This window comes from Indolivaga macrotermitis (assembly GCF_900128985.1).
Classification (GTDB): Bacteria; Bacteroidota; Bacteroidia; order Bacteroidales; family Dysgonomonadaceae; genus Dysgonomonas_A; species Dysgonomonas_A macrotermitis.
Window position 1 is genome coordinate 77,450 of sequence record NZ_FQUC01000006.1, and the last position, 13,641, is coordinate 91,090.

Below are 13,641 nucleotides of genomic sequence, written 5' to 3' on the forward strand. Positions count from 1 at the left end.
CCGATCTGTAAGAGTTAAAACTCCGCTACAATTTTGAAATTTATCTGACGTCCAGTCAAATAGTTCGGTACAGCATATTGCTGGTTAAAAACGTCATTTATCCAATAATACGAATTAGTATTTTTGATATCAAATAGATTAAATATATCTGCACCTAACCATATATTTTTGAACGATCCGCAGAATGCGCTTCTGTTCCTTATATCGAAGCTTTCACCCAGAACCTGCCATGCAAAACCGATATCAACTCTCTTGTAAGCCGGAGTACGGAATACATCGGAACTGATAAATCCTGAATTTGGAGGCGTTTGAGGTAATCCTTGGGAAAGACTTGCACTCAGATTCATTGTCAGCCGTTCGATACCGGGAAAATAATCCCTGAAAAAGAACGACAAATTATATCCCTGATCTGTAGGCAACGGTGCTTTTATACCATCAACTTCCTGCTGTGTTTTCATTAACGAAAGACTTATCCAGCTATCAGTCCCTTTGATAAACTCCCCGAAAAGCTTCATATCCAACCCCATTGCATACCCTTTTCCCGAATTCTCACCGGAATATCGAATTTTCACATTATCAACTGTGTATGGAACCAAATCCGTCAAATGTTTATAATATACCTCGCTTGTAAACTTAAAGGGGCGATCTGCTGCCGTAAATTTATAGTCTCCTCCCAGTACAAACTGTAAAGATTTCTGAGACTTGATATCTTTATTGAGTTCTATCACCGAATTGCCGTCAGTAGTTACTATCCGTTGATATTCCTTATAAAAAGGTGCCTGATAATACAAACCTGTTGCGAAACGCAGCACGAACGAACTACTGGGAACATACGCCAGTGAAGCGCGGGGGCTTATTATCGTTTCTTTATTAAAAGTCCAATGACTGAAACGGACTCCGGCATTAAGATAGAAAAGGCTTTCGCCCGCAGTAAAGCGATAGGTATCTTGCACATATCCGGAATACCGGTTAGAGTTAATCGAATTATCGCCTCTCTGATTTGTGTAAACACTAACCAAATTCGGTACATTGGGGATTGAATATCCGGCAGAGTCACGGACTGTCCATTCTTTGATTTTATCTTCGATCTTTTCCTTTTGAAAAGTAAAACCCCATTTTATATCGTGATTATTAAACTTAAATGAACCCGAATGGCTAAGCGTTGATACATCAGCATTCAGTTTATTACGGGCATGCTCCAAATATGAGCCTATTGCCAGCAGGCTTCCATTCTGATCTTCGACCCCACCCGACTCGAGTCCGGCATCCGTTAGCTGATATTCGCCGGAGATATCGTATCGTTCATACTCCCGGGTAGAGAATGCAGAACCCGAGAATCCTAATTCCAAATTTTCGGTCAGCTTGCCTTTCAGGCTCAAAGCCCCGAAATAAGTAAGGAACTTATCGTGCTCCCAACCATCAAAATATACTTTGAAGTTTTTCGAATCACTCATCGATCCGTATTTGGTTTCTCTGCTTTGTGGAGTAAATTTAAAGACATTACTTGATAAGTTTCCGAGAAAGCTTACTTCCCATTTCGGTGCTATCTTGAATGTCATATATGTTTGAGCATCTATAAATTCGGGATCGTATTCCGCTTCCGTATCAGTAGTGCCTAATAAATTTTTAGTCGTTTTATACCTGAATCCTGTAATTTGAGAAAATCTTCCGGTTGAACTTCCGATATATGCGTTGGCTCCCAATAAGCTTCCAGAAACCATTGCCTCAAATTCGGTAGGTTGTTTGTAGGTAATATCAAGAACCGAAGACATCTTGTCTCCATAAGAAGCATCAAAACCTCCGGTAGAAAATTTCACATCTTTAGTCATACTCGGATTCAAAAAGCTAAGACCTTCCTGTTGTGCCGACCTGATCAGCAAGGGTCTGTAAATTTCAATCCCATTCACATACACCAGATTTTCATCGTAATTACCACCCCGTACCGAATACTGATTACTCAATTCATTGGTTTTACTAACCCCGCTTTCCATCGATATACGAGCTTCGATAGAAGGATCGGTCAACAGATTAGAGTTACCCAATTCTATCTTCCCCATTGTATTAGTCTGCGCCTGAGAACCGGTGACAGTTACTTCTTCCAGCACCTTTTCGCGAAGCATGATATTTACAACCATATTGCCGGAAACTTTCTCTATTTTCCGTTCTGCTTTCTGATAGCCCAAAGATGAAAATTCGAGAGTAATAGAATCTCCCATAGGCACTGTTATCTGATACTTTCCCTGTCCATTGGTAAAATCGCCTGATATGGAACCTTTGATCGATACCCTCACAAAATCAACCGGCTTATTATCGAAATTTGTCACAGTTCCACTTATCTTAGCTTGTTGTGCTGTAGCTAAAGATACCGTTGCGAACAGAAATAAAAATATATATAAAATTTGTTTTGCTGTCATCTATTCAGATTATGAAATTAGATTTTCCCTATCTAGCCGTCCTTATTATTAACATCATCAATGATGAACTATAAATATTCAACAGTGTTATATAACATGTATTTAGGTAAAAATACCCTAAGTTCACAAAGTTAATCTATATTTTGAATATTTTCATGTCAATTTTATGATGAAACTTCAGGTAAAAAATATATTAGTATCATATATCCGGGATAAAAGAAACTTCATTCCGGAATATTTCTCCGACATCCAAATCAAATATCTATAGCCAAACCTCCTATATGATTGGAGTTTAAGTCTATTCATAAAAGATTCGTTAACATTCTGTTAAGAACTTTATGATCGAATAAACCCGAAATGCAATATTATTAATTTAACTTTGCACACATAGATATAGGAAAATCTAAAAGGTACTCATTAAACAATAGTACATATTTATAATTCTGAGACCTGATTTAATTTGACAACTATCACTTAAATTAAGAAATGGCTAAAGTTAAAGGAACAGTAGTGGTCGATGTAGAACGCTGCAAAGGCTGTGACTTATGCGTAGTATCCTGTCCTTGTGATGTTTTAGAACTACAACCGCGGGAGGTAAACCAAAAAGGCTACCATTACGTATATATGAAGAACGAAGATGCTTGTATCGGATGCGCCAATTGTGGATATGTTTGCCCCGATGCCTGTCTGACGATATACAAACAAAAAAATATAACCACTGATACAGCAAAATAATTTGTTGTATCTTTTTATTTTTAGGCAGTATCTTAGTTGTCTGATTAACGAATAATCATATCGTAAGTCTTTCGATATAGTTCTGTCTTTTGTAAAAAACGATCAATGTTACATTATGTCTGAAGAAATATATTTAATGAAAGGCAATGAAGCTGTTGCTCATGCCGCTATCAGATTAGGTGTCGACGGATATTTCGGTTATCCGATCACCCCACAATCCGAAATATTAGAAACCCTGATGGCCGAAGCTCCCTGGAAAACAACAGGAATGGTTGTGCTACAGGCCGAAAGTGAAACCGCATCTATCAATATGGTATATGGTGGCGCCGGATGTGGCAAAGCGGTGATGACATCATCGTCCAGCCCCGGACTAAGCCTTATGCAGGAAGGACTGTCGTATCTCGCTGCAGGAAGTCTTCCTTGCCTCGTTATCAACGTAATGCGTGGAGGACCCGGACTGGGAACTATACAGCCATCGCAATCCGACTATTTTCAGACCGTAAAAGGCGGAGGACATGGCGATTATAAAATGGTAACCCTGGCTCCTGCATCGGTACAAGAGATGTCCGACTTCGTCGGATTAGGTTTCGAACTGGCATTTAAGCATTCGACACCCGTAATGATTCTTACCGACGGTGTTATAGGTCAAATGATGGAAAAGGTAAAACTACCCGAATTCAGGAGAAGACGCACCGAAGAAGAAATCAGAAAACAATGCCCATGGGCTACCCTCGGAAAAACTCCGGATCGTAAACCCAACATTATTACAACTCTCGAACTGGATGCGCACGCAATGGAACGCATCAATATCAACTTACAAGAGAAATACAGAAAGATAGAGGAATCGGAAATACGTTATCAGGAAATAGATTGTGACGACATGGATTACCTGATCGTTGCATTCGGGTCTGCTGCCCGTATCAGTCAAAAAGCAGCAGAATTAGCGAAAGCCGAAGGTATCAAGGTAGGTATTATCCGCCCGATTACGCTCTGGCCCTACCCTTCCGATATCATTAATCAATATGCTTCTAAGGTAAAAGGTATACTGACTGTTGAGTTCAATGCCGGACAAATGGTCGAAGACGTACGCCTTGCCGTAAACGGAAAAGTTCCTGTAGAGCATTTTGGGCGTCTGGGAGGAATCATTCCTACACCGTTCGAAGTTGTTTCGGCATTGAAACAAAAACTAATAAAATAAACTATTCAGAATTCAATCACATTTAAGAATATCAATATATGAACACCAGTATAGTAGATCCTAAAAATTTGGTGTATGCCAAACCCGAACTGATGAATGACAATCAGATGCATTACTGTCCGGGATGTTCGCATGGTGTTGTACATAAACTCATTGCGGAAATTATTGACGAGATGGGACTGCGTGAAAAAACGATAGCCATAGCTCCCGTAGGTTGTGCAGTATTTGCATATGATTATGTGGATATCGACTGGCAGGAAGCTGCCCATGGACGTGCTCCTGCAGTAGCCACTGCTATAAAACGCCTTTGTCCTGACAAAATGGTATTCACCTATCAAGGAGACGGAGACTTAGCCGCAATTGGAACAGCTGAAACAATACATGCTGCAAACCGGGGCGAAAATATAGCTATTATATTTATCAACAATGGTATATATGGTATGACCGGTGGCCAGATGGCTCCAACAACATTGTCTAAAATGAAAACGTCCACAACACCTAACGGGCGCGACACATATGAAAATGGTTACCCTCTAAAAATTACAGATCTTCTCGCCCAGCTCGAAGGTGTATGTTTTGCTACACGTCAAAGTGTACATACAGCCCCTGCCGTAAAAAAAGCGAAAAGAATGATTGCCAAAGCCTTCCAAAATTCACTGGATGGCAAAGGAACGTCTATTGTAGAAATAGTTTCGACCTGTAATGCAGGATGGAAAATGACTCCTGCCGGAGCTAATGACTGGATGGTAGACAATATGTTTCCTGTGTATCCGATTGGTGATTTAAAAGACATTTAATATCTAATTTTATCTTACAGAAAAGAATAAAATGGTAAACGAAATAATTATAGCCGGATTTGGAGGACAAGGAGTTTTGTCGATGGGTAAAATACTCGCATATTCGGGATTAATGGAAGGAAAAGAGGTTTCGTGGTTTCCTTCGTACGGCCCCGAGCAGCGTGGCGGTACTTCCAATGTAACAGTAATATTGAGCGATAACGTTATCAGTTCACCTATTGTAAGTGAATACGATATTGCTATCATTCTCAATCAGCCATCATTAGAGAAATTCGAATCGCAAGTAAAGCCGGGAGGAATTTTATTATACGATCCCGATGGTATACACCGTCCTCCTACACGTAAAGATATATCGATTTATAAAGTAGATGCAATGGCCAAAGCCACAGAAATGCAAAATCAAAAAGCATTCAATATGATTGTATTAGGCGGGCTTCTGAAGGTTAAGCCAATAGTAGATCTGGAGCATGTAATGATGGGCTTGAAAAAGACCCTTCCTGTCAGACATCACGGACTCTTGCCGATGAACGAAAAAGCAATTATTACCGGAATGGAAATTGTTGAAGAAATAAAATAGACAGGCCCTCAATCAAAGCATAATACAGGCCGGTTCGGTAATTCCGTTCCGGTCTGCATTTTTTTAAGCAAACTACAGTCGGGAAAAGCATAAACCGATAAAAATGTGTAACTTTGCAAAAAATCTAAGGTCTCAGACCTTTTTATTGGTTTTGTAAGTAAAACAACAATAACCTTTTATACATTAAAAATGTATCATTAAATGATTTCTGTTAATTAAAGCCGGCTGAGCTTTTGATCTTTACACAGTAATAAGATAGATACATACTTACATTTATTAGAGTTTAAGAATTTATGGGAAATTTAGTAGCGATAGTCGGACGCCCTAATGTGGGAAAATCGACGTTATTCAATCGTTTGACACAAACCCGTCAAGCAATTGTCGACGAAACTTCGGGTACGACTCGCGACAGACAATACGGAATAGTTGAATGGGGTGGAAAAGAATTTTCGCTTGTTGATACAGGTGGATGGGTTGTAAATTCTGATGATATCTTCGAAGAAGAAATCAATAAGCAAGTAGCAATAGCTATTCAGGAAGCAGATGTAATACTTTTCGTTGTTGATATAATGAACGGTGTTACCGACTTGGATTTAGGTGTGGCCGGAATATTGAGAAGAGCTAAGAAACCAATCATACTGGTATCTAACAAAGCCGATAATTTCAACGTACATTCGTTATCTGCTGAGTTTTATACATTCGGACTTGGCGATCCAATGAATATATCTGCTATCAACGGTGCAGGAACAGGAGATCTTTTGGATGAAATAATAGCCAAATTCCCTAAAAAGGAAGAAGCTGAATTTGAAGCTTTTGAAGAAAACGTACCTCGTATAGCGATCGTAGGTCGCCCTAATGCAGGAAAGTCTTCGTTCGTAAATGCCCTGATCGGTGAAGAACGTAATATAGTTACCAACATAGCAGGAACCACTCGTGACTCGATATACACCAGATTCGATAAATTCAGCATGGACTTCTATTTGGTAGATACAGCCGGTATCCGTAAAAAAGGAAAGGTTATCGAAGACTTAGAATATTACTCCGTCATCCGTTCTATCAAGGCAATCGAGAATTCGGATGTGTGCGTGCTTATGCTTGATGCAACACAGGGTATCGAGAGTCAGGACTTAAATATCTTTTCTATTATTCAAAAGAACCGGAAAGGTTTGGTTGTTTGTGTAAATAAATGGGATCTGGTAGAGAATAAAGAACAAGTAGTAATTAAAACTTTCGAAGAAGCTATCCGCAACCGTTTAGCTCCGTTTACCGACTTCCCTATTGTTTTCGCTTCGGCACTAACCAAGCAACGAATACTGAAAGTTCTGGAAACAGCTAAAGAAGTCTATAATCACAAAAAGGTAAGAATACCTACTCATAAACTGAATGAGCTTCTTTTACCTATTATCGAACGTACACCACCGCCCTCTAATAAAGGTAAATATATAAAAATCAAATACATTACACAGTTACCTAATACACAGGTTCCGACTTTTGTATTTTTCTGTAACTTACCTCAATGGATAAAAGATCCGTATAAGCGTTTCCTCGAAAACCGTATTCGTGACCATTGGAATCTTTCGGGTACTCCTATTAATATTATTATCAGGGAAAAATAATTTTTGTGCGTCATAAAATAAAAAAGCAGGATTAACAAATCCTGCTTTTTTACATATTAATCGTTCTTATATTATTTTTTCATAATCTTATGAACCGATTCCTTTCCGTTTGACAACACTTTCAAAACATATACTCCGGATGACAGATGCGATACATCCACCGATGAACCTATGTGTTTCTGAGCTAGTACAAGTTGTCCATTTACTGTATAAATATTGACTGCGTCTATCTGCGAACCCGAATTGATGTACAACACATCTGTCACCGGATTCGGGTAAATCGAGATTGATGTTGCTTCATTAGCATCCTGTACTAATGTTCTCGCTTCAACATTTTCGTCACTGGTCGCCGCCGAAGAAACCTGCTTAATCCAGACAGAAGGATTGATCAAAGCTATGTCAATTATATCTGATAGTGTTTTTCGTGGACTTGCATTATCCAAGATATATTGGACATAGAATCCTCTGATATATCCCCGGGGTAATTCTACATAACCTTCTGGTGCTACTTCGTCCAAACCTAATTTTATTATCGAGATATCATCCTTATTGATAACTCCGTTTCTTACCTTTTCCAATAATACTTCTTCGCCAGAACGTTCTCTGTTCGTATATTGAAATCCGATCATAGCCGCATAAATAACCATAGGAGACGCTGCATAATTTTCACCAGTCATATTCTGATTAATATACAGTTTATATCCTAACTCTTCGTCGGTTAATGCTCTACACCAACGCATAGGAATAGCATCTGACGAAGCATATTCTCCATAAGAAATAACAGGATGGTCTCCTAATTGGAAAGAAGTAAAGATTCGCGATTCAATATTCATTGCATCTTTATTCTTATCTATGATAGGTAATGCCAGTGCCTGATCCAAACCTGCTCCCACCAATTCATCCGCCGGAACATTATACAGAGTAGTAAACCCTTGCTCGGTTTTTACTCTCAGACTAGACTGAGTTACCCCCCAACGAAATCCTCCTGGTACTATATTCATTCCATATTTATTTGTATTAGTCGGATCAAATGTATCAGACGGATAAGTTGAAGTTCCGAAATTTGCCGCATTTGGATAGAACCAGTCAAAACCGGGTGCTACAAAAGATACCGGAACCTCATTTTCTTTATAAGATAAGAACTGACGTACTTCGGGCATAGTTCCGTGTCCACACATGGCGATCAACTGCAATATATCTGCTGCAGTAGGCAAATCCCAGTATTTTGATTGTACTATAGAACGGATTCCATCCCAATAATGAGTTATTACATCCTCTCCCCTCAATTCATTATTTACGACTTCTTTCAAAGAACCAAAACGACGCACATAACTCAACTTGTTTATACGGTCACGATTCATCGTATAATATGTTCCGTAATATTTCTGGAATTCCGGCAATAATTTTGTTGTTATATCAGATTCACTTGGATTTGTAATTCCCATTTGTGCCCCTAAATAATCCCAATAAGTACGACTGTCGGGTGCTGTAGATTGCTTATCAAACATTCCGTAAGTATCATGAGCATAGTCTATCTGCGATTTGGTAACATCAATATCTGTTGGATTGCGGAAATTGCTGTCCATCCAGTAATATTCTCCAATACGTACACCCTGATATTCATCTAAAATTGTAGTGCCTCCGTCTTCTGTGTAATACAGTTTGATTGTTTGTGGAATCGGCTTAATTTCCTGTTGTATTGATAGAAAATCTTTCCATTGGGCAGTAGCTGAATATAAGGATATCGATTCTTTAGGTACATATAAAGTACAAGCGGTTTTATTAACACCATAGAAAACATCTGTTCCCAATGTCGGTGGAGTCGGATTAAGTGATGTCAATGAAGTTAGTAAAGTACAATTATAAAATGCATAATTACCTATATTATCCACTAATTGAGGTAAATTAATACTTAATACTTTAGCATCTCGAAACACATCGTTACCTATAGTCACCAACTTTGCAGGTAAATCGACTGTCCCACAGAAACCCTGAAATGATCCATTGCTCAGATTTATCATATTATCGGGTAAAATAACATGGCTTGTAACATATTCGAAGGCCAAAGAACCAATGGTTGTTAATGAACTACAATAACTTAAATCAATACCCGAGATAATGGATGAACTCTGAAAAGTGTAAGCATTGATCGTGGTCAGTTGATTGCATCTGCTGAAGTCTAAAGAAGGACTCTGAATATTTTTAAAAGCTTGGTTACCTAAACTCTTTAATGACGCAGGTAAAGATAAACCTTCGGGAAGTTTGGCTCCCTGAAACGCATTACTACCTATAGTCTCCAACTTTGCAGGTAAATCGACTGTCCCACAGAAACCCTGAAATGATCCATTGCTCAGATTTATCATATTATCGGGTAAAATAACATGGCTTGTAACATATTCGAAGGCCAAAGAACCAATGGTTGTTAATGAACTACAATAGCTTAAATCAATACCCGAGATAATGGATGAACTCTGAAAAGCGTAAGCATCGATTGTCGTCAGTTGATTACATCTACTGAAATCCAAGGAAGGACTCTGAATATTTTTAAAAGCATAGCTCCCTATTGTAATTAATGATTCCGGAAGAATAATCTTATCAACCCTTCTCCCTTGAAAAGCAGAAGCAGGTATCATACCATTATCAATGGTAGCTCCTCCCATATCCAAGACTTTTAAAGCAGTCATGCTTTTCATCGATGTAAAGTCAGCTGCATTAATAGTACCGGTAATAATTAGGTCTGTCACCTTCGATAAATCATCGCCTAACAAAGAACCTAATGTTCCGGGGGTAGTTACATCCACAGTTCGTGCTACCTGAGCCTGTGTTAACGAAATACTCATAAAAATACTGAGTAACAAATAATAAAGTTTGTTTTTCATTTTGTAAGAAAGTTTTGTTTATAAATAAGGACTCATGAAAAATCATCTTTAATTCACTATATAGATAAAATTTTTACATAAATCCGCCACAAGATATGATAAATATTCTTGAAAATTCAATCGCACAACCTTTGAGAGTATCTCATAGACTGATTTCCATATTGCGTTAAAAACACGTCTAATAATACAGAAAGACATTGTATAGTAAAATTTACTATCTTTGTCGCAGATATATTAGGAAATAACAAAAAACAACACCGTGAAAATTAAAGTATTATTATTGCTGATCATTTCGGCAATGTGTGTTATGTCATGTAGTAGTGATGACGATTATTCTGGAATAGAAATTCCAACTAATCCTACTGATCCAACCGATCCCACAGATCCAGCTACTCCAACAGAACCAAACCCTCTCCCTTCTGTTGCAGGGAAAGTTGTTGTCAAATTCTTTGACCCAAGACTAAGCACAACAGCATACTACTATGCAGTAAAGATCGGGGAATATTATTGGATGGATTCCAATATTAATCATTATTCCGGACAAGCCATGTCCCGAAGCCAGATAGATTTGGCTCTCACCAGATACAGATTAAACCCTTCGAAATATAATGTTTCAATTCAAAATATCAATAAGTATTTCGGACCTTACTATGACCGGATTGACTATGAATATATTGAAGGTAACCGGAATAACTACCAAATAACAGAAGACGGCAATCTTATAACTGCCGGCCTCTGGGGATCTCCCTCCAATGCCGAAGTAGCCCAACTCTTCGCTATGTGCGGAAATGGATCTGAGAATAGCGTAAGAACTGCGTTAGCTTGCAAACCAGGAAGCAACCCTGCCGCTATAAATAATTATACATACTGGTTCACTAGTACAAATACTAATAAATTCGGTTTTAACCTAATGCCAGGTGGTGCACGTTTCAATGGAGATCAACAATGGAAATTAGAGCATAACCATAATCAGGATGATTATGAGATATTCAATGTTGCTACCGGCGATTTTTATGGTTTTTTACAGGCTGCTGTTATCCTAACCTGGAACGGAAGAGTCACAATAGATGATTATATAAAGTTTGATACTGTAAAAAGCTGGCATTGGATGTCTATCCGATGGTGTAGAAAGCTTACAAATGCAGAACTTGGATATCGTTTATATATTGACCAAGCTCAGTCTGATATTGTAAAACTAGGTCTGAACACATCGCCACCAAACGGATATACCGAATTACCTAATGGTGCACTTAGAGGGTTTTATGTTCAGTATATTATCGAAGGAGCTAACCCCGATATGACTGTACCACAAATGGTAACTCTAGCTAAGAGCCTTCCTCATTAAATCAAAAATAGTTATGCAAGAACAGGAGGAAGTTGGATAATTTCCTCCTGTTTTTTTTATTACTTTTTCTTTGAAGAGTTAAATAATCCATTCGCAATATTACCTATAATACTTTTCGTATCAACCGATATCTGAGGATTATCCAGTGTCCCCTTTACCGTTAAAGACACATTATTAATATGGCTTTGGGGTAAAGACAAGGTTCCTTTATAATTAATAGACCTATTTCCTTCTAGATTAACACTCCCTTCTTGCAGACTCAGACTGCCAATCTGATTCAGATTAATAACGAAAGGTTTAGTTAATATTTTTCCTTCTTTTACCGAAAACCGGATATTTAGATCTTTAACCGAAGGCGATTTCAACAGGTTTGTTTTCAAGGCTCTCGACAAATCGTCCAGAAACTCCACATCATGAACTTTTATTTCATCTGATTGCACAAAACCTGTGGCATTCAACGATGATAATACCTGAGAAATATCATCACTTATCAATCTATCTGTAGAAAAATCGGTATTTATATAAAGACTCCCTGAGGCATTACTTATATTAAAACGATCCGATTTTAGATAAAGATTCCCCTTTATAATAGACTTAGGCTGTGGAAGAAGCCTTAACTCCGCTCCATTTATTAATATCTCATGGCTTTCTTTCTTCTTATAAGATATACTATCTGCTTTCACGAATCCCTGAGCCGAAAGGCTCTGATCCAGCTTTTTATCCATAGCCGAAAGATCAACCGTAAGTTTTCCTCTTAACTGAATATCTTTATCCAATGGATACACATCCCTTATATCAGCAAGGTTAATAACACCCTTCGATTTGGCTATAAAGTCTGTATTATCAATATTCAATACGACAGAGAAGGGCTTCCCTCCCATCGAAAACTCTAATTTACTTATATCTATAATTGTATTATTTGACGAATCACCATTGCTTCTTATATCCGCAACAAGGTTAATATCATCTACCGATGACGGTAATGACGGATACCGGAACATAGCATCTTCTATCAATACCCTAAAGTCAAAAGCAGGATGATGTCCGTTTTGCAGTAAACCATTTACTGACGCTTGTATTGAAGCCTTTCCTTCAGTCGCTATTTCATTGAAGCCATTGGAATAAAAAGATGGAATAACAGACAATAAATTTTTGAATGGAGTATCTGACTTCAGAGTTTCCAGTCTTAAATCTAACTCTGCCGCATTATTCTCACGTAAAGAGACAGTACCTCCAATAGAGACTTCCAAATCATTCAAACGGATATAATTTTCGAGTATAGTTAATACTTTTTTCTCTGTATCTATACTAACAGAAGTTTCGGCATAGCCTTTTATATCCGACAGATAAGATATTCCATGTTTTGTAAAAAATATCTCATTTATATTCACTTTCGATTTCAATTCTGTAGCAGGGTTCGACACTTCACCGGACATATTTCCGTCACAACCGGTGAATGATATGTTCAGATTTCGGGCTCTGTCTTCGTAAACCAGTTTACATTCGGAAAAAGAGACTTTCCGAAGTTCTAGGTTAAAGCCTCCTTTATGAGATGAAGTTACATCTTCAACCGGAACCGAGTCAACAACTGTATCTGTTTTTATAATATCCCAATTGTTTCGTCCATCTTCTAAAGAAAGAGCATACACTTCTCCTTTATCTACTCTGATGCCAGATACAGTATAGTTACCCTTCAATAGTCCTTTGGCAGAAAAAACTACATCTACAGCCTTTGCTTTAATCAAAGTATCTCCTTCAAAATCATTTATTCCACTTAAAACAACGTCTTCAAGGGAAAGTGTTATATTGGGAAAATTAGAAAACAAGCTGATTCCCAAGTTTTCAATATGTAATTCAGCATTCAATTTACGATTTGCCGTTTCTATTACAGATTCTCTAATCTTTCCCTCGAACAGAAAAGGAACTATTAATAAAGCAATCAGAAATGCAACAAAAACACTTCCGCCAATAATCAACCCTCTTTTTATACTCTTCTTCATTATGCGTTGTATTTAAAACAACTAAAATACCTTATAATATAAAAGGTAAACTTTGATCTAAAGACAAAACTTACCTCTCT

At 37.9% G+C, this 13,641-nt stretch carries 9 protein-coding genes; 6 read left to right on the forward strand and 3 right to left on the reverse strand.

Annotated features, from left to right (window positions below):
• Positions 1 to 14 precede the first annotated feature (14 nt).
• On the reverse strand, positions 15 to 2,414 hold the full coding sequence (locus tag BUC12_RS09635; protein WP_062183539.1) for a TonB-dependent receptor: 2,400 nt from the start codon (positions 2,412 to 2,414) through the stop codon (positions 15 to 17).
• 486 nt (positions 2,415 to 2,900) lie between these two features.
• On the opposite strand from BUC12_RS09635, the gene BUC12_RS09640 reads away from it, so the two are divergent.
• The 5 genes from BUC12_RS09640 (at position 2,901) to der (ending at position 7,337) form a co-directional block, all read left to right on the forward strand.
• The gene (locus BUC12_RS09640) at positions 2,901 to 3,149 is read left to right on the forward strand and encodes a 4Fe-4S dicluster domain-containing protein (RefSeq protein WP_062183543.1); all 249 of its coding nucleotides are present in this window, start codon (positions 2,901 to 2,903) and stop codon (positions 3,147 to 3,149) included.
• 115 nt (positions 3,150 to 3,264) lie between these two features.
• Positions 3,265 to 4,347 carry a 3-methyl-2-oxobutanoate dehydrogenase subunit VorB gene (locus tag BUC12_RS09645; protein WP_062183546.1) on the forward strand — a complete coding sequence of 361 codons (1,083 nt, stop codon included), beginning with the start codon at positions 3,265 to 3,267 and terminating at the stop codon, positions 4,345 to 4,347.
• A 38-nt stretch (positions 4,348 to 4,385) separates the two neighbouring features.
• Complete coding sequence (locus BUC12_RS09650; protein WP_062183549.1) at positions 4,386 to 5,144, forward strand: thiamine pyrophosphate-dependent enzyme; 759 nt, start codon at positions 4,386 to 4,388, stop codon at positions 5,142 to 5,144.
• 31 nt (positions 5,145 to 5,175) lie between these two features.
• A complete protein-coding gene (locus BUC12_RS09655; protein ID WP_062183553.1) occupies positions 5,176 to 5,721 on the forward strand; it encodes a 2-oxoacid:acceptor oxidoreductase family protein in 546 nt (181 codons plus the stop codon).
• Between the two features lie 293 nt (positions 5,722 to 6,014).
• Positions 6,015 to 7,337 (forward strand): ribosome biogenesis GTPase Der, encoded by a 1,323-nt coding sequence (gene der / locus BUC12_RS09660; protein WP_062183555.1) that lies wholly within the window; start codon positions 6,015 to 6,017, stop codon positions 7,335 to 7,337.
• A 71-nt stretch (positions 7,338 to 7,408) separates the two neighbouring features.
• Here the strand turns inward: der and BUC12_RS09665 are convergent, their stop codons facing one another.
• The gene (locus tag BUC12_RS09665; RefSeq protein WP_221407222.1) at positions 7,409 to 10,177 is read right to left on the reverse strand and encodes a leucine-rich repeat domain-containing protein; all 2,769 of its coding nucleotides are present in this window, start codon (positions 10,175 to 10,177) and stop codon (positions 7,409 to 7,411) included.
• A 298-nt stretch (positions 10,178 to 10,475) separates the two neighbouring features.
• Between BUC12_RS09665 and BUC12_RS09670 the strand changes: the two genes are divergently transcribed.
• Complete coding sequence (locus BUC12_RS09670; RefSeq protein ID WP_062180336.1) at positions 10,476 to 11,561, forward strand: hypothetical protein; 1,086 nt, start codon at positions 10,476 to 10,478, stop codon at positions 11,559 to 11,561.
• A 59-nt stretch (positions 11,562 to 11,620) separates the two neighbouring features.
• Here the strand turns inward: BUC12_RS09670 and BUC12_RS09675 are convergent, their stop codons facing one another.
• Positions 11,621 to 13,561, reverse strand: coding sequence for an AsmA family protein (locus tag BUC12_RS09675; protein WP_062180334.1), 1,941 nt, complete (start codon positions 13,559 to 13,561; stop codon positions 11,621 to 11,623).
• Between the last annotated feature and the right edge of the window lie 80 nt (positions 13,562 to 13,641).